The sequence below is a fragment of the Nonomuraea sp. NPDC049309 genome (genome assembly GCF_043196965.1).
Lineage (GTDB): Bacteria > Actinomycetota > Actinomycetes > Streptosporangiales > Streptosporangiaceae > Nonomuraea > Nonomuraea fastidiosa.
This window is the reverse complement of record NZ_JBICSH010000006.1, coordinates 492,026-508,976: the sequence shown is the minus strand read 5'-3', so window position 1 is coordinate 508,976 and position 16,951 is coordinate 492,026. Positions and strand designations below refer to the sequence as shown.

The 16,951-nt window shown below is 70.1% G+C and carries 9 protein-coding genes and 1 tRNA gene; 1 reads left to right on the top strand and 9 read right to left on the bottom strand.

Going from position 1 to position 16,951, the window contains the following annotated elements:
• Nucleotides 1–69: 69 nt before the first annotated feature.
• The 4 genes from ACGFIM_RS33955 to ACGFIM_RS33940 all read right to left on the bottom strand — a co-directional run bounded on the left by ACGFIM_RS33955 (nucleotide 70) and on the right by ACGFIM_RS33940 (nucleotide 3,933).
• Complete coding sequence (locus tag ACGFIM_RS33955) at nucleotides 70–840, bottom strand: ABC transporter (protein WP_393209012.1); 771 nt, start codon at nucleotides 838–840, stop codon at nucleotides 70–72.
• Nucleotides 837–1,631 carry an ABC transporter permease gene (locus ACGFIM_RS33950; RefSeq protein ID WP_393209010.1) on the bottom strand — a complete coding sequence of 265 codons (795 nt, stop codon included), beginning with the start codon at nucleotides 1,629–1,631 and terminating at the stop codon, nucleotides 837–839. Before ACGFIM_RS33950 ends, ACGFIM_RS33955 begins: the two co-directional genes overlap by 4 nt.
• A gap of 5 nt (nucleotides 1,632–1,636) precedes the next feature.
• Nucleotides 1,637–2,350, bottom strand: a complete 714-nt coding sequence (locus ACGFIM_RS33945) for an ABC transporter ATP-binding protein (protein ID WP_393209007.1) — start codon at nucleotides 2,348–2,350, stop codon at nucleotides 1,637–1,639.
• A gap of 161 nt (nucleotides 2,351–2,511) precedes the next feature.
• A complete protein-coding gene (locus ACGFIM_RS33940; protein WP_393209271.1) occupies nucleotides 2,512–3,933 on the bottom strand; it encodes an ABC transporter ATP-binding protein in 1,422 nt (473 codons plus the stop codon).
• Nucleotides 3,934–4,160: 227 nt separating this feature from the next.
• Between ACGFIM_RS33940 and ACGFIM_RS33935 the strand changes: the two genes are divergently transcribed.
• Complete coding sequence (locus ACGFIM_RS33935) at nucleotides 4,161–5,405, top strand: hypothetical protein (protein ID WP_393209004.1); 1,245 nt, start codon at nucleotides 4,161–4,163, stop codon at nucleotides 5,403–5,405.
• A 189-nt stretch (nucleotides 5,406–5,594) separates the two neighbouring features.
• On the opposite strand, the gene ACGFIM_RS33930 is transcribed toward ACGFIM_RS33935, so the two are convergent.
• From ACGFIM_RS33930 to ACGFIM_RS33910, 5 genes are all read right to left on the bottom strand, one after another.
• A complete protein-coding gene (locus tag ACGFIM_RS33930; protein WP_393209268.1) occupies nucleotides 5,595–11,768 on the bottom strand; it encodes a S8 family serine peptidase in 6,174 nt (2,057 codons plus the stop codon).
• A gap of 327 nt (nucleotides 11,769–12,095) precedes the next feature.
• Entirely contained in the window at nucleotides 12,096–15,050 is a 2,955-nt protein-coding gene (locus ACGFIM_RS33925; protein WP_393209002.1) for an AAA family ATPase, read from the bottom strand.
• Nucleotides 15,051–15,331: 281 nt separating this feature from the next.
• On the bottom strand, nucleotides 15,332–15,640 hold the full coding sequence (locus ACGFIM_RS33920; RefSeq protein WP_393208999.1) for a hypothetical protein: 309 nt from the start codon (nucleotides 15,638–15,640) through the stop codon (nucleotides 15,332–15,334).
• 268 nt (nucleotides 15,641–15,908) lie between these two features.
• Nucleotides 15,909–15,982, bottom strand: a tRNA-Arg gene (locus tag ACGFIM_RS33915).
• Between the two features lie 54 nt (nucleotides 15,983–16,036).
• Nucleotides 16,037–16,810: a ZIP family metal transporter gene (locus ACGFIM_RS33910; protein WP_393208996.1), complete on the bottom strand. Its 774-nt coding sequence runs from the start codon at nucleotides 16,808–16,810 to the stop codon at nucleotides 16,037–16,039.
• Nucleotides 16,811–16,951: the final 141 nt, after the last annotated feature.

Genomic DNA, 16,951 nt, shown 5'->3' with positions numbered 1-16,951 from the left:
CCGCGGTGGTCCCGGCGGCGACGCCGGCGCGGCTCGCGCCTCAGCCGCCGGAGCGTGGCGTGGTTCGCCCTAGCTGTCGCGTCGGGCCAGGGCGAGGCTGTACGCGACCGCGAGCAGAAGTGCCCAGACGGTGAGGGCCGCTCCGGCCTCGGCTGGGGGAAGTTCGGTGACCGCGTAGGCGGGGGTACCGAGCAGGCTGAGGCTGAGCTGGTCGGGCAGCAGGCGGATGATCTCCGGCACCTGGAACACGCCGGTGGCGATGAGGACCGGGATGAGCACGAGAATGGCCAGCGGTGTGATCGTGCTGCGCAGCAGGCCCGCCAGCCCGTACGCCACGATCGCCATCAGCGTGTACGCAACGAGCCAGCGGCCCAGGTCGAGCACGATGCCGGCGGCGTCCGTCCCGTCCGCGATGGTGATGCTCAGGCGCGCCGGGGCGAGCACGATCAGTGCGGCGGGAACGGTCACGGTCAGCAGCGCGGCGAGCTTGGCGAGGGCGAGGGCGACCCGGTCGGGAACGGCGGCGAGCGTCAGGCGGATCTGCCCCGACTGGTACTCGCTTCCGGCCGCGTAGACGGGAAGCACGAGGAAGACGTAGATCGGTGCGAACACCACGGTGCCGAGCTCCGACAGGGGTACCAGGCGGCCGCCGATGCCGAGGCGCACCAGGTCGGCGGCGTGGACGACGCCCAATGCCGTGTTCAGCAGCAGAGTGATCCCGGCCGCGATCAGCGTGGCCGGGTGCGTGAGGATCTTCGTCACCTCCGCCGCCACCAGATCGCGGCGGCGGATGACCGGCGAGGCGTGGCCCACCGTCTGGCTCATGGTCTGCCGGCTCATCGGGCGTCCCTGCGGCGTACGACGAATCCGGCCAAGGCCACGCTGAGGAACGCCCACCCGATCAGCACGATCGTCGCGTGCACGGGACCGGCGGTCAGCGGCGGGGCGGCGCCTTCACGCAGCAGCAGGTTCCGCGCCGCGCTGTAGGGCAGGAACGCGTCGATCGTCGGGGAGACGAGCGCGACGAGCTGGGTCATCGTCAACCCGAGGAGCACGGCGACCGTGATGATCCCGATCAGCGTACGGCGGACGATGAGCGTGATCCCGAGCGCGGCGAGGGTGATCGTGACGGTGAGCAGCAGAATGCGGCCCTGGCCGAGAATCGCTTCCTGACTCCACAGGATCGACGGATTCCAGTCCTTGACGACCGTGTACATGAACCCGGTCGCGATCGCGGCGAACGCCACACCCACCCCGAGCGCGTACAGGCCGGTCGCGATGGCCTTCCCGACGACGAGGCGGGTACGAGACGGCACGGCGAGCACGCTCACCCCTAGCTGCCCCGCACGAACCTCCGATCCCGCGATCACCGCGCCCAGCACCCACACGAACAGGCAGATCTGCAGCGACCCCGCCACCAGCAACTCGACCAGCGCGGGAACGGCCGGCTCTGTCCTGCCGACGAAAATCTCGATCATCCCGTCCGGCGTGAGCGAGGCCATCGCCCTCCTGAACAGCCCCGTCCCCTGAACCTGCACCAGAACATGCAAGGCCAGGAGAATGCCGGTGACGATCCACACCGTGGGCTGGGTGACGATCTTCGTCAACTCCGAACGAACGACAGCGACCATCGCCATCACCAGCTTTCCCCAGGACGGCTGCCGGTGAGGCCGAAGAACGCCTCCTCAAGCGAGGGGTAACCGGCGGTGACCTCGTCCAACGTGCCCCGGGTGACGATCCGGCCGCGGTTGATGATGACCACGTCGTCGACGGTGTCGGCGGTCTCGCCCATCAAGTGGCTCGACAACAGCACCGTATGCCCCTCCTGGGCGTAGCGGCGCAGGAACGTGCGCACGGTCCTGATCCCGGCAGGGTCGAGTCCGTTGACCGGCTCGTCCAGCACCAGAATGTCCGGCTCGCCGAGCAGCGCCGCCGCCAGCCCGAGGCGCTGCTTCATACCGAGCGAGTACTTACGTACCCGGGTCTTGCCGGCGTCGGCCAGCCCGACCTGTTCCAGCACCTCGCCCACCCGCCGCGCGGAAATGCGGTTCGACTGGGCGATCCACCGCAGGTGGTCGACACCGCGGCGTTCCGGCAGCGGCGCCGCGCCGTCGAGCATCGCCCCTACCGTCCTGAGCGGTTGCGCAAGCCGCTGGTACGGCTTGCCGTTGATACGCGCCGATCCCGCGGTGGCGTGATCGAGACCCAACAGGATGCGCAGGGTGCTGGATTTGCCGGCGCCGTTCGGGCCGAGGAAACCGGTCACGCGGCCAGGTTTCGCGGTGAACGTCACGTCGTCGACGGCCGTCTTCGATCCGTAGCGTTTCGTCAACCCGGTAATCTCGATCATGCGTGACGTAGCTCCTCGCGTTGCTGATAGGTAGCGGCACTCGCCACCGTACGTTCATTCACGACCGTCCCAATTATGGGCACTCCGGATAAGATCTGCGTGAACCCCTGAGCCACTGTGGCAATGGTCACTGGTAATACACCGGAATCCCCATACTCAGCTCAACCTGCCGTGACCGCGTCATGTGTGACGAACTGACGCTCGGCGAGTTCGCGATAGAGAGCAGATTGCGCGAGAAGCTCAGCGTGAGTCCCTTCCGCGACCACTTCGCCCTCATCCAGCACGATTACCTTATCGGCGGCCGTCACCGTCGAGAAGCGATGCGCGATGACCAAGACGGTGCGTGCATCGGCCGAAGACAGAAGCAAGTCTTGGACGATCGCCTCATTACGGCTGTCCAAATTCGATGTGATCTCGTCGAGGAGTAAGATCGGACATCTCGCGAGGACCGCCCTGGCGATCGCCAGACGCTGCCGTTCCCCGCCGCTCAGACGCGAGCCCAGCTCTCCGACCTCCTGGTCGAGATAGCGCCTGGCCGACCGGGCATCGGCCGCGAGGCCGACCTTGACCAGCACGTCCGCGCACTCCTCGTCACTGGCCTCAGGCGCGGCGAGGAGCAGGTTCTCCCGCACCGAGCCGGAGAGCACGACCGCTTCCTGATCAACGTAGGCGACTTGCGCGCGCAATTCGTCTCTGGAAAGTCCCTGAACATCCCGCCCGCGAAAGAGAATCCGACCTTCCGAAGGCTCATAGAAGCGTTCGAGAAGTGCGAACAACGTGGACTTTCCAGCCCCGGACGGCCCCACGATAGCCGTCGACCTGCCCTCTTCGATTGCGATCGATACGTGGTGCAGGGCCGCTTCTACCGGCTCATTCCCTGATGAGGGAGGATAGCGAAAGGACACATCCTCAAGCCGGAAGATCGCGCTGTCGCCTGTTTCCGCGTACGCGGTGAGCTCCGGCTTTTCCACATCGCGCTCGATCGGCAGCGCTTCGACTTCGAGGATGCGAGACAGCGCTCCGAACGCTTCGCCGAGCATCGAGACGATGCCGCCGAGCATCGTCATCGGAGCCGCCATCAAAATCAGATACATGATGAAGGCGCTCAGTTCGCCGGTCGACAACGCTCCCGAGGCCACCCGTAATGCGCCCGCACCGACGACCGCGATGAGGAGGACCTGCACGGAGATTCCGGTGAAGGTCTGGATCACGGCCCTGAGCCGGGCCGCGGACATACCTGCGTCCAGAGCTCTGGCGGCGTGCGCCACCGAGGCATCGGCCTCTCGTTGGACCGAACGCGCGGCTCGAATCGTCTTCATCGAACCCAGGACACGGGACACGGAGCCGGCGAGGTCACCCACGGCGTTCTGCAGACGAAGCCCGGCGGGACGCGTGCGCCGCCCGATCAGAGCGATCGAGATGAGGACGGCGGCGACCGCGATGACCGTCAGGCCAAGCAGCACCGGATCGATGAGCGCCATCATCACGACCGAGACGATCACCGTGACGCCGTTGCTGGCCATTCGCATCGTTGTGAAAGTTGAAAGCGACGTTCCGTGACTCTTCGAAAACGCGACGCCGATAATGATCGATCAGCATTTACCGATGATTATTCTGATCGTCTCTTCCGCTTCATGCGCTGCGACGGGCCTCACCTCTCGGTCTTCGACCGCATGCCGGAGCCACGGTGCCTGGAGCACTTACTCCTCCTCCGACTACGCCGGGCCGTACGGGAACGACGAACCCGAACCTCGCATCGATTCGTCTCGTCTTCGTCCCACGAGACGTCCGGATCAGTAGCGTGTACGGCGTGAGGATCGGAGCGTCGGCGCTGATGGCGTCGGTCCTGCTGGTGGCGGGCTGCGCGGCGGGACAGCAAACGAGCACCCCATCGACCGCGAAGGCGTCAGCGGCCGAGACCGGTACACCTGAGCAGCGGCGGTCGCCGGCCCCGGGGCCCGTCGTCACCCCGGCCGCCGTCCCGGGCGGCTGGCGGTACGCCTACATCAGCGAGCAACCCGGATCCCGCATCACCGGCATCACCGCCGCCGGGCCGCAGGAGGCGTGGGCGGCGGGGACCGTGGAGGACCGGCTGCTGCTCCTGCGCCACGACGGCACCGCCTGGCGCGAGGCCGAGCCGCCGCCGGGCGCGTCCGCCGTCCCGTCTGCCGGGGAGGTGTGGATCGCCGCCTCCGCCCCTGATGACGTCTGGCTGCTGCTCCCCGAGGTGGTGCCCGGCGAGAAGCACCATCGGGCACTGACGGCGGTCCGCTGGGACGGCTCCGCATGGCACCAGGTGCCCGGGCGTATCGAATCGCCGGGCGTCGCCTCCTTCGCGGTGCTCGGCCCCTCCGACGCCTGGGCGGTCCTCGGGGCCGGCGAGCAGGAGGCGGTGCACTGGGACGGACGTTCATGGAAGAAGGTGCCGATGCCCGCGAGCGCCTCGGCCCTGGGCGGTACGCGCGAGACCGGGCTGTGGGCCGTCGGCTTCCGCACCTCGGGCGAGGGCGTCACCGAGACCGAGGAGGCCCAGCCCGCGGCCATGCGCTGGGACGGCGGGTCCTGGCGGCTGGTGCCCACCCCGACGTACGCGTTCCCGCCGCCCAAGCCGCCCGAGGGCACCGCGTCGCTGGAAAGCGTGCTCGTCCTGGGGCGTGACGACGTGTGGGCGAGCGGCCAGCACACGTTCAACCACGGCGAGGTGGACGACGAACCCGCCGACCCGCCGCCGATCCTGCTGCACTGGGACGGCCGGAGCTGGACCCGGCTGGACGCCTCCGGCGACCGCGACTACTGCTGCCCGCGCCTGGCCGCGGGCCCGTCCGGCAGCGCTCTCATCGTGAACGGCAGCCCGCGCCTGCGGGAGAGCTGGCGGTTCGCGTCTGCGGGCGCGTCGCCGGTCAAGCTGCCGAGCCTGCCCAAGGTTCCGGGGTTGAAGAGAACGCAGTTCTTCGAGGTCGCGGGGACGGCCCGCAGCGGGATGACGTGGGCGGCCGGCACGCTCTCGGCCGACGGCGGCTTCTGGAGCCGCGCCGCCATCGCCGCGCTGAGCTGAGCGGTTTCTTCAGCGCGTACGCCGGCCGGAGGTGCGCGGCGGCGATCGGCCGCGGCACGCGTTCATGGACCGGGACGCCTGCCGCGACGCACCCCTGCGAAGCGGCCGCTCCATCGTCACCGGCCACGGTCCCCGACGTGGCAGAGCCTCCACGGGCGACGCACCGTGGAGGCTCTGACCGCTGTCATCTCAGAGGCGCGGGTCCTCCTGGATCTTCAGGGCGCTGATGATCGCGTCGCGTTCCCCCTTCTCACGGAGGAACTCGATCTTCAGATCGCCGCCGCCGTGCTCGACGGTGACCGTGTTCACGTCGGCGGTCAGCGCGCCGGCCTTCTTCTGCACGTCGTGGTCGTAGAGCACGGGCTTGCCGCCGACCAGGACGTCGAAGGCACGGTCACCGACCTTGACCTTCTCGATCTCCGCGAAGTCGAGGCCGATCCGGTACTTGCCGGCGGGCGCGTTCTTGAACACGTAGGAGAACGTCTCGCCGGTCCGCTGGGTGCGGAACAGGTCGTCATCCTCCGTGCCGGCGATGTCGGCCTTGGTGGAGCGCGTCTTGCCGCCGACGTAGCCCCACGGCTGTGCGCCGGAGAGCTTCTGGTCGGGTGCCCAGACGAAGCCGTCGGCACCGGTGTGCCCCGGCCCGCCCGCGTCGACGCCCTGCCAGTAGGCCGAGGTCGCCATGCGGACCGGCAGGTAGTGGGTCTCGCCCTTGCCGGCGTTCGACGCCACGAGCAGGTCTCCGGCCAGGACGCCGGGCTCGGCGGCGGCGTTGTCGACCGTCACGGTGACCGTGGTGGACTCGCCGGCCGCGAGCGTGACCGCGCCGGACGCGGCCGCGCCGGCGAGGGTCAGCCACGGAAGGTCGGCGGCCTCGTGCCCGCCGTCGTCCGTGCGCTTCTGCTCGCTGATCCGCACCTCGAGCGGGGCGGAGCCGGTGTTGGTCACGACCACGTCGGCGCCGGCCTTCTGCTTCGGGCCGAGGAGCCAGTCGAGCTCGCCCGCCTTGACGTCCGCGATGCCCGTGGTCAGCGCCGCGTCGAACACCTCGGCCTGGTCCTTCTTCGCGATGGTCACGGTACGGCTCGCCGTGACGTAGTTCGGCGCCCAGATCTGCACGGTGTTCTCACCGATCAGCGCCTGGGCCTTCCACCGGCCCTTCGCGTCGGCGGTGATGACCCGCTCGCCGCTCGGCCCGGTGAGGGTGACGATCGCGCCCGCGATCGGCTTGCCGTCGTTCGCGTCGGTGACCGTGCCCTCGATCGTGCCCGAGGCCGGGAGCGTGTACTCCAGCCCCAGGCCGGCCGTCAGCTTGGGCTCGTTGAAGGAGTACTGGTGAGCGGGGTTGTGCGTCAGGCTCTCCACGCCGACCGTCGCCGACGACCCGCGGGTGAGCGGGTTCTCGCCGCCGACGCCGGGGCCGTACCCGATCTGGATGCGGCCGTCGGCGATCAGGGTGACCGAGAAGCTCACCCGGGCGGTCTTGTCGTCGCCGAAGGTGACGTTGCGCCACTCGATGACCTCGGCGGCCAGGCCGTCCACCTCGGTCATGCCGAAGTAGATGCCCGCCTCGTCGTCGATGACCAGGTCATCCCAGAACGGGAAGATCCCGTCGTAGGCGTACGGCGTCGGCAGCGCCATGTTGTTCCAGACGGAGCTGGCCCGGTCGAAGACCAGCGCGCCGTTCGAGTTCACGCACACGCCGTCCCAGGCCGTGTCGTAGAACGGGAACAGGAAGCTGGAGTCGAACCACAGCACGCCGCACATGTCGTCGCCGTGCCACCCGGAGTCCCGTGCGCCCTGGCGGTAGAGCCCTTCGGTCACCTTCACCGAGTACGAGCGGCCGGCGGGGGACACGGGCACGGGGCCCGGATCCGGCTCCTCGGGCTGCGGCTGCGGCTCCTCGTCCTTGTCACCGCGCGGGTCGAGCGTCACCCGCAGCGCCGCGATGCTGGGAGCCCGCAGGCCCTTGCTGCCCCGCAGCTCCACGGTCAGCGGGCCGCCGTCATGCTGCACGACGGCGCTGTGCCAGTCGGCGGCGTTCGGGCCGACGCCCTTGACGGGGTCGTAGGCGTACTGCGACAGCTCGTCGTCGATGAGGACGTCGAACACCCGCTTGCCCGGCTTCACCTTCTCGATCTCGGCGAACCCGAGCTCGACGGTGTAGGTGCCCTTCGGCGCGTCGGGGAACGTGTAGAACAGGCGCGTGTCCTGCGTGGTGCGCTGGGACTGGAACAGGGCGCCGTCCTCGGTGCCCGCGATCGGGTCCCGCGTGGTGACCGTCTTGCTCTTCCCGGTGTAGCCCCACTTCTTGCCGCGCGACTCCTGGTCGGCGGACCAGGTGAAGCCGGAGGCGTCGGTGAACGAGGGGCCGCCGGCGTTGACGCCGACCTGGTACTTCGTGGTCGTGAGCGTCACCGGGACGTAGGTCTTGGACTGCCGTCCCGCGTCGGAGCGCACGATGATGTTCGCGCCGAGCGTGCCCGGGTCGGCGTCCTTCGAGGTGATCGAGACCTTGACCGTCGCCGTCTCGCCCGGGGCGAGGGTGCCGCCGGTCGTGGAGAGCGACAGCCACGGCAGGTCGGTGATCAGGTCGTCCTCGACGTCGACCAGCAGGACCTCGTCGGCGAGCTGGTCGGTCGCCCACAGCGCACCGGTCGCGTCGGTCTCGAGGCCGCCGCCCTGGCCGGCCTTCTGGCCGGGGAACCACCACGCGTTGACCAGCGAGCAGTCGTCGGGGCGGATCTGCAGCAGGCGGGTGGGCCTGTCCGTGGTGCGGTCGGTGTACCAGATGGTGTTGGAGGCCTGGTTGTAGGCCAGACCCATCACCTCGCGCAGCGGCGGGGCGCAGAACGACAGCAGCTCACCCGCGTTCTCGTGCGACGTCCCGGCGACGGTGCCGATCAGGCCGTTCGCCCGGCCGCCGACGTAGAACACGTCCTCGGCGGGGTTGTAGGCGAGCCCGGTGAGCTGGAGGGTGGACCAGTCGCCCTTGATCTGCCGGGTCTCCTTGCCGGTCTGCCGGTCGAAGCAGTGGATGAAGCTGGCCGGGCTGTCCTCGATCTGGCACATGTCGCCGGTCTTGGTGTCGAGCGCCATGTCGAACGCCCGGTAGTCGGGGTTCCACTTGGCGTCGAAGACCTTGCCGGTCGGCTTGCCGGTCACCGTGTAGACGGTGTTGGTCCGCGCGTCGTAGTCGTGGACCCAGACGTCGCCGTCGTACCCGATGCCGGAGGGCTCCTTCTCCTCGATCTTGCCCGGGATCTCGATGCGGGTGATGACGTCGCCGCCGGAGGTCTTGCCGACCTTCGCGGCCGCCTTCGCCTCCGAGGTGCTCGACGTCTTCGCCTTGCCGTCGACGTTCGACGGCTTCATGCCCTTCGCGCCGGCCTTCCACGCGGCGAGGTCGATCTTGCTGTCCGCGCCCTTGCCGGTGCGCGTGGTGGCGCCCTCGGCGTCGAGCTCGGGGTGCCGCGCGGCCTCGCCCAGCGTGTACGTGAGCGGGGCGGAGCCGGTGTTGGTCAGCGTCAGCGTGCCCGTACCGTTCTGGCCGGTCCCCATCACGACGTCGAGACCGCTCGCCTTCAGGTTCGCGGCGCCGGTGCTGAGGCGCGTGTCGATGGTCGCTCGTGCGTAGAGCTTGTCGAGGGTGAAGTCGTACGACGCCGTCACGTAGTTCGGCGCCTCGACGGTCATCGTGTAGTCGCCGAGCGGGAGCTGGCGGCGGACGATACCGGTCCCGTCGGTCGTGACGCTTTCGACGAGGCCGTTCTTGTCGGTGATCGAGATCTTCGCCCCGGCCACCGGCAGCTCGTCGTTCTTGTCGATGACGGTCGCGTCGACGTAGCCCCAGTCAGGGAGATCGTAGGTGACGATCAGCCCGTCGTGGAGCACCGGGACGTTCTCGGAGAACCGGATGCCGTCCACGCCGGCCCAGCCCTGGATGCCGGTGGTGGTCTTGGCGCCGCCGGTCACCGGGTCGTCGGTGCCGATGCCGTCGCCGTACCCGAGGATCACCTTGCCCGAGCGGGTGAGCGTGGCCGAGAAGTTGACCGGCTCGGTGTACTCGGACCGGAACGGGTAGGCCCAGATCTTGGCGTTGCGGTACTCGATGACGAACGCGTCCTCGCCGTCGACCTTGGTGGCCGCCGTGAAGACTCCTCCGTCGGAGGTGAACTCGACGGGGGTCTGCACCCAGAACGGGAAGACGCCCGCGCCGCCGCTGCCGGGTCCGGTGGTGGTGGTCGGGGAGATCACGCCGCGCAGGCCGATCGAGATGCTGTCGTGGCTGCCGTTGTAGAGCGCGATCGGGAACGGCAGGTCCACCGTCGCCCACACGCCGCTGGTGAAGGTGACCTTGTCGGTGCCGCGCAGGTACTCACCTTCGGAGACGGAGCAGCTGTAGCCGCCCTCGTCGACGATGAGCCCGACCGGGATCTCCAGCGGCTGGTTCTCGGCGCCGACGGTCAGCGGGACGGACGCCGGGGAGAAGCAGGCGTTGGGCGTGACGGCGAGCGCGTACTCGCCCTCCGGCACGCCGGCGATCGTGAACGTGCCGTCGGCGTCCGTGCGCACGGCCTCCAGCGGCGTGTTCCTGACGGACACCTCCGCGTTCTTGACGGGCTGCTTCTTGTCGTCGACGACCTTGCCGCTGATGTCGTGGCGGGCGGCGGCGGTGAGGGCGAACTCGACCGAGGACTCCTCGCCGAGGGCGATCGTGGCGCTCGCGGTCGCGGTCACGTACCCGAAGACCTTGGTGCTGATCTGGTACTCGCCGACCGGGAGGCTCACCTTGAAACGGCCGTCCTCGTCGGTCCCGACGGACCGGGTGAACGGGCCGGTGATCGTCACGTCGGCGCCGGAGACCGGCTTGCCGTCGGCGGTGACCACGCCGGTGAGCGTGCCGCCCTGACGGGGCGCGAGCTTGAGCAGGCGGACCAGGTCGAGCCGGCCTTCGCCGTACTTGTTGTTGAAGCCGGCGGTGCCGCCGCACTCGGTGTCGTCGACGTCGACGGCCGACTCGGCCAGCAGGCGCCGGGTCTCCTCGATCTGCCCGATGAGGGTCGGGTCGTAGCTCCACAGGGCGGCGACGGCGCCGGCCACGTGGGGAGCCGCCATCGACGTGCCGGACAGCGAGGCGTACCCGTTGTTCGGGTAGGTCGAGGTGACGTCGACGCCCGGAGCGGAGATCTCGGGCTTGATCTGGTCGTCCTCACCCTCGCCCTTGCGGGAGAACGCCGCGAGCGTGCCGTCCTCGCTGTACGCGCCGACCGAGTAGGCGGTCTTGGCGGCGCCGGGCGTGGAGACGGTGTCACAGGCCGCGAACGGCGAGGTGTTGCCCGCCGACCAGACGCTGAAGATGCCCGCGGCGGTCCAGGCCTCGTCGATGGCCTGGAAGAAGTCCTCGAAGTTGTGCTCGAGCTTCTGGCCCCACGAGTTGTTGATGACGTGGGGGCGCTTGGACGGGTCGGGGTTGTTGCCGTTGACGTCGGTGGGGGCGAGCAGCCACCAGCCGGACTTGAGCAGCGACTCGACGCCGTCGCTCTCGCAGCAGCCGTTCGTCGCGATCCACTGCGCTTCCGGCGCGACGCCGACGTGGTTGCCGCCGTCCTGGCCGACCATGGTGCCCATGGTGTGCGTGCCGTGCCCGTCGTCGTCGCACGGCGTTCCGGTGCACGAGCCCCGGGTGGCCATCCAGTTGTAGTTGTGGTCGAAGGTGCCGTCGGGCTTGGCGCCGCGGTACTGCTTCACCAGGGCGGGGTGGTCGAACTGCACGCCCGAGTCGAGGTTGGCCACGGTGATGCCGGCACCGGTGGCCCCCATCTCCCATGCCTTGGGGGCCTGGATGGCCTCCAGGCCCCACGTGATGGTCTCCTCGTCGAGTGCGGTGCGGGCGGCCTTGTCGTCCGGCGCCTTCTCGTCCACGGGGTCGATCAGCGCGACCTGCGGCGAGGCGTGGATCTCGGCGACCTGCTTGATCGAGGCGACGTCGAGCGCGAGCTCCTGCGTGCCGCCCTTGACCAGGACGGCGTTGACGAGCGGGTAGGAGGTGTACTTCACGCCCGCCGCGTCGAGCTCGCCGGCGACGGACGCCGTGGAGGCCTTGGCCGCGGCCGTCAGCGCGTCGTAGACGTACTGGCCGCGCGCGGTCCAATCGGTGATCTTCTTCGCCGGCTCGAGGTCGGCCTTGGCGTCGAACGTGATCCAGAAGTCGGTGACCGGCTCCGAGCTGAAGCGGTTCTTCAGGTCCGACGCGATCTTGTTGGCGGGTGCGCCGGGGTCGAGCTCAGCGGCCGACGCCGGTAATGGCGAAAGGACGCTCAGGCCGACCGCTAAGGTCAGCGGAGCGACGAGGGCTTTCATCTTCACGTACGGGGTCCTCCGGCCTACAGGGGTTGGTAGGGGTCGTGACTCTCGTCATCGCCGTCATCGCCGCCATCCCGGCCATACCGGCCATTCGGGGCATCCCGGCCGTCCGGGACGTCGAGGGCGTGAGGGGCGTCGAGGGTGTCAGGGGTGTCAGGGGCACCCGCATCCCCGCGCGACGTCTCCAGCGGTCGCTGACGCTCGATGAGGGAGTCGTCACGCGCGGTGGGTCGCTCAGGCATGCGCTGCCCCAGGGCCATGGATCATGGGAGCCATGCTCGGGCGAACGGAGCGATCTTCGCTATACGGCGGATACGTTATTTTTCATGACGAACCGCCGGAGGAATCCTCTTCTGCGAACACTCCGGACTCTACGGCCTTAACGGCGAGCGCCGTCCGGGAGTTCACCTTCAGCTTGCGCATCGCCGCACGCAGCTGCTGATCCACCGTGGCCGGTGACTTGCTGAGGATGCGGCTGATCTCCCGGTTCGTCTTGCCGGCGACGACCAGGCGGACCACGTCGAGCTCGCGAGGCGAGAGCCGGTCGCCGTACCCTCGCCGTCCGCCGCGCCACAGTCGCGGCACCTCGGCGCCGCGCTCGCGCAGCCGCTGCGCGACACGGTCCGCATCGCCGCGGGCGCCCAGCCTGAACAGGTTCTCGTACTGTGCGGCAAGCAGCTCGAGGCCCTGGTCCATCCGGCCCTGCGCGATGAGCGCCTCGGCCTGGCGCTCGCGGGCGAGCATGGCGTCGTAGGGGCGGGGCAACGCGTCCCAGGCGCGCGCCGCCCGCTCGTACGCCCTCGCCGCGCGTGCGTGGTCTCCGTCCGCGGCGGCCAGCAGAGCACGGCACACGGCCAGGGCGGCGCGCGGCGCGGGCGCCGTACGGCCGCGCAGCCCCCTGGCGAACCGGTCGCACAGGCGCGCCGCGGCCTGCGGGTCCCCCGCGGCGAGATGCGCCTCGACCCGGGCGGGGACGAGGTCCGTCGCCCAGACCCAGATGCCCTTCCTCCGGACCGTCTCCATCGGCTCGTCCGTGATCTGCAGCGCCCGGCCGCCGTTCCCCTCCGTCAGCCACAGCCTGGCCAGCGCGGCGGCGGCCTCCATCGTGTCGTCGGCCGCGCCGAGCCGGGCGGACTCCTCGAGGACCAGCCGGAACTGCTCCCCCGCTGCGCGCCGCCGGCCCTCCGCGGCCGCCAGCCTGGCCGCCAGGCGGATGCTTCCGAGGTAGAGCGCCGGCCGGTCCCTGTCGGCGTCGGCCAGCGCCGCGCTCTCCTCCGCCAGGCCCTCCCACCGGCCGGTGAACCACGCCAGGTTGGCCTGCTCGAGCCGGACGTTGTGCTGCAGCCGGAACGCATGCTCGGCCTCGGCCAGGCGCATGGCCACGGCGAGGTGCCTCTCCGCGTCGGCGTACCGGCCCCAGATCAGCGCGCCGGTCCCGACGTTCGTGTGGATGCGGGCCACGTCGAGACGCTCCGCCGTGCTCGCGCCGTCGACGGGCAGGGCGGCGACGACGTCCCAGGCCTCCTCCTCGCCGAGCATGAGCAGCGCGGCGGCCCGGTTGCCGGCCAGGTTCAGCCGCTCCGCCGGGGAGTCGACTTCGGCGGCCAGCTCGGCGGCGCGATCCAGCCAGCGCCGATGGGTCGACGCCGGCCACGGTCCCGCGTACGCCCATCCCAGATAGGTCATCGCCCTGGCCGCCTCGACCGGGTCGTGATCGAGGTTGGCCACCGCCTGCTCGAGCTCGCTGAGCGCGGCCTGCGCCTCACCCCCGATGATCAGCAGCCGGCCCAGGGGATTGCGGATCTCGGCCTGCTGGCGTGCGGAGAGACCGGGCGTCTCCAGCACCGAGCGCAGCGTACGGATCACCCGGTGGTAGACCTCGTCGAGCGGTTCGCGGCGGCCCAGCGCGGCCACTCCGGCGATGCGCGCGACCCGCGCCTTGTCCGCCGGAGGCAGCTCGGGCCACGACAGCAGATCGACCAGCAAGTCGACCGCCTTGGTGTGGTCGCCCGAGGCCATGGCCAGCTCGGCGCCCTGCTCGGCGTACCGCGCCCAGGACCGCGTCTCGCCCGCCTCGCGGAAGTGGTGGGCGAGGCGGGCGACAGGCAGCGGATGGACGCCTTCCAGAGCCCGGCCGGCCCGCAGGTGGAAGCTCTGGCGGTCGATCAGCGGAATCGCCTCGTAGACGGCCATGGCGGCCAGCACGTGCCGGAACCGCCACTGGTCGTGGTCGTCTCCGTCCAGGAGACCGACCTCCGCCGCCTCCGCGATGGCGCCCCGGCACGCGGCCGGCGACAGGCCGGCGGTCAGCGCGATCGTGGCCACCGATGACCGCTCGGCCAGCGTGGCCGCCGCCCGCAGCACCTGCTGCGCCGCCGGCGACAGGCGGCCCACCCGCTCCCGGGTCGAGTCGCGCACCGTCGGCGGCACCTGGAGCTTGCGCAGCTTCAACCGGACCCACTGCCCGTCGCGGAAGACGAGGTCGGCGCGGTCGTACATGAGGCGGACCGACTCCTCCAGCATCAGCGGAACCCCGCCGGTCCGCTCATGCATGAACGTCGTGAACTCCTGCGATATCGGGTTGCCGTCCAGCATCGAGGACACCAGCGCCGCCGTGTCGCCCGGTGGCAGCGGCGCCAGGGCGATCCTCAGCTGGGTCACGCCGGCGGGCAGCCGGGACGTCAGCCGCAGCAGCAGCGATCCGGCCTCCACCTCCTCCGGCCGATAGGAGATCACCAGGCTCGGCCCGTCCGATTGCTGCCGGGAGGCGACGAACAGCAGGAACTCCAGCGTCACCTCGTCGGCCCAGTGAGCGTCCTCCAGCACGAGAACATCGACCTGCAGCGCCCGCAGCAGCTCGTCCAGGGCGCGGAACAGGCGGTGCCGCGCCGCCTTCGCATCGCCCACGGGCGGCAAGGCGGGCGGCAGGTCCGAAGACCACTCAGGGAACAGGGGCCGCAACGCGCCCGCGAGCTCGGTGAGCCGCAACCGCGACACCGGGCGGTCGATCCCGCGGAACGCATCGACGATCGGCCCCAGCGTCAGCGACTCGCGAAGCGGCGGGCACACCGAGACCAGGGCGGAGCGCGGGCCAAGCCCGGCCAGCCACTCCCGCAGCAGCCGGCTCTTCCCGATCCCCGCCTCGCCCTCCACCAGCACGATCGCCGGCGGCCTGGCCAAGGCGGCGCGTAGCGCCGCCAGCTCACGATCGCGGCCTACGAACTGCGGCGCGGAGACCGTCGGCGACGTCCCATCGTCCTCGGGCAAGGGGTCGAGCATGCGAGATGTTCTCGCTTTTAGCCGTTTTCGCGCAACTTCTCACTCGCCAGCGTCCGCATCGTGAGCTGCGCATTCCTTCCGAACCCGGTCGGCCGCCACGGCAGGGCGGGGTTCCTCCCCAACGCGGTCGGGCGCCACGGCAGGGCGGGGACGCTCTCCGGCCGGGCTCTCTTCAGCCGGGCTCTCTTCAGCCGGGCTCGCGCCGTCCGTGCGCCACGCCCGCCCTGACGTCCCGATGGTCGTCGGGGGCGCCGGACCGCAGGCGCCCCCTTTCGTCAGCGTCAGGCGCACCACCAGCGGATGCCCTGGTACTGGCGGCCCCAGCGCTGCCACCACTCGATGCGGGACCGGTACGGGGCCAGGGTCAGGCAGTCGGAGTCCGGCCCGCGCCGCTTGACCTGGAAGGTGACGGAGTAGCCGCAGTTGTTGAGGACTTGCACCCTGTGGGTCATCTTGGTCGTCCAGTGCGTGACGCTGACGCATCTGGGGCCGGCCTGGGCCGTGGTGGCCTGCGCGGGCGCGGCGCCCAGGACCCCCAATCCCATCACACCGGCGACGACAGCGGCGCCGAACTTGGCGGTGATGTTCATATCCCCTTCTCCCCTCTTCCTTGTCCGCTTCCGGATGAGGAGAACGTAGGCCGCCCGGTGTTGAGCCCCTGTTGAGTCCGCGTTGAGCGGCCACCCGCACCGGGGCGGCCAGGACGCGGGCAGCACGACCGGCGGCTTGGCCGCATGAGATGGGCGGGCGACAGCGTCGGTGCCCTGCGCAGCGGCGATCAGGGCGCCGGCGTCACTGGAACGGACGTGCTGGAACGCATCCGATCCCGCGAAACCGCAAGTCGGAACATGATCAAAGCGCGCCCTGCAGGATTCGAACCTGCGACCGTCGGATTAGAAGTCCGGTGCTCTATCCAGCTGAGCTAAGGGCGCTCCCGCCTTATTGTGCATGATCCGGCGACATGTCATGCACAGGTTTTCCTCGTGTCAGTCTGTCAGGCCTATCACACCCCACATGAACGCCGTCCCGACCACGGTGGCCGTGAGCGTCCAGCCGGTGGCGCGGCGGGGCGTGTGCGCCTCCGGGAGGATGTCGGAGGTGGCGAGGTAGAGGAGGAAGCCGGCGAAAAGGCCGAGGTAGGCGCTGAGGATGCCGTCGGGGATGGCGAGGAGGACGGTGAGGGTGGCGCCGGCGACGGGGGCGAGGGCGTCGAGGCCGAGGAGGGTGAGGGCGCGGCGGCGGGAGTTCCCGTACAGGGACGTGATCGTGTACGTGTTGAAACCGTCCGTGAAGTCGTGAGCGATGACACCTATCGCCACCGCCACCGCCAGGGAGGCGTCGGTCTGGTACGCGGCGCCGATGGCGGCCCCGTCCAGGAGGCTGTGGACGACGAGGGTGGCGCCCGCGGTGAGCCCGACGCCGGGGCGGGAGCGGGTTCCGCCGTCGTGCGGCACGGGCGGGGCGTGGGCGTGCTGGTGGGTGGCGTAGTCGGACTCGTGGGTGGCGTGCATGCCGACCGAGCGTTCGATGACGTGGATGGCGAGGAACGCGAGTGCCAGGGTGAGCATCGGCACGGGCACCCCGTGCACGTCGTGCGAGTCCAGCGACAGCGCCTCGGGGAGCAGGTCGAAGGCCACCACGCCGAGCATGACGCCGGCGGCGAAGCCGAGCACGAGGTGGCGTTGCCTGCCGACGTGGTGGGCGACGATCCCGCCCAGCAGCGTCATGACGACGGCCGCCAGCGACAGGAGGATGGGCATGAGGACGCAGGGTAACGGGCCGGGGCGGGTGAGGCGCGGTTCGGCACGGCATGGGCGTGCGTGGGGCGAACCGGGCTCAACAGGGGTGCGAACGGCCTTCACAGCGGTCGAGCTCCCGGTTCTTCGGTCTGCCGGTCGAGG

Excerpts from the sequence above, each read along its gene's own strand:
- ACGFIM_RS33950 (WP_393209010.1), bottom strand. The coding sequence starts at position 1,631 with ATGGTCGCTGTCGTTCGTTCGGAGTTGACGAAGATCGTCACCCAGCCC.
- ACGFIM_RS33930 (WP_393209268.1), bottom strand. The coding sequence starts at position 11,768 with ATGAAAGCCCTCGTCGCTCCGCTGACCTTAGCGGTCGGCCTGAGCGTC.
- ACGFIM_RS33945 (WP_393209007.1), bottom strand. The coding sequence starts at position 2,350 with ATGATCGAGATTACCGGGTTGACGAAACGCTACGGATCGAAGACGGCC.
- ACGFIM_RS33920 (WP_393208999.1), bottom strand. The coding sequence starts at position 15,640 with ATGAACATCACCGCCAAGTTCGGCGCCGCTGTCGTCGCCGGTGTGATG.
- ACGFIM_RS33925 (WP_393209002.1), bottom strand. The coding sequence starts at position 15,050 with ATGCTCGACCCCTTGCCCGAGGACGATGGGACGTCGCCGACGGTCTCC.
- ACGFIM_RS33955 (WP_393209012.1), bottom strand. The coding sequence starts at position 840 with ATGAGCCGGCAGACCATGAGCCAGACGGTGGGCCACGCCTCGCCGGTC.
- ACGFIM_RS33910 (WP_393208996.1), bottom strand. The coding sequence starts at position 16,810 with ATGCCCATCCTCCTGTCGCTGGCGGCCGTCGTCATGACGCTGCTGGGC.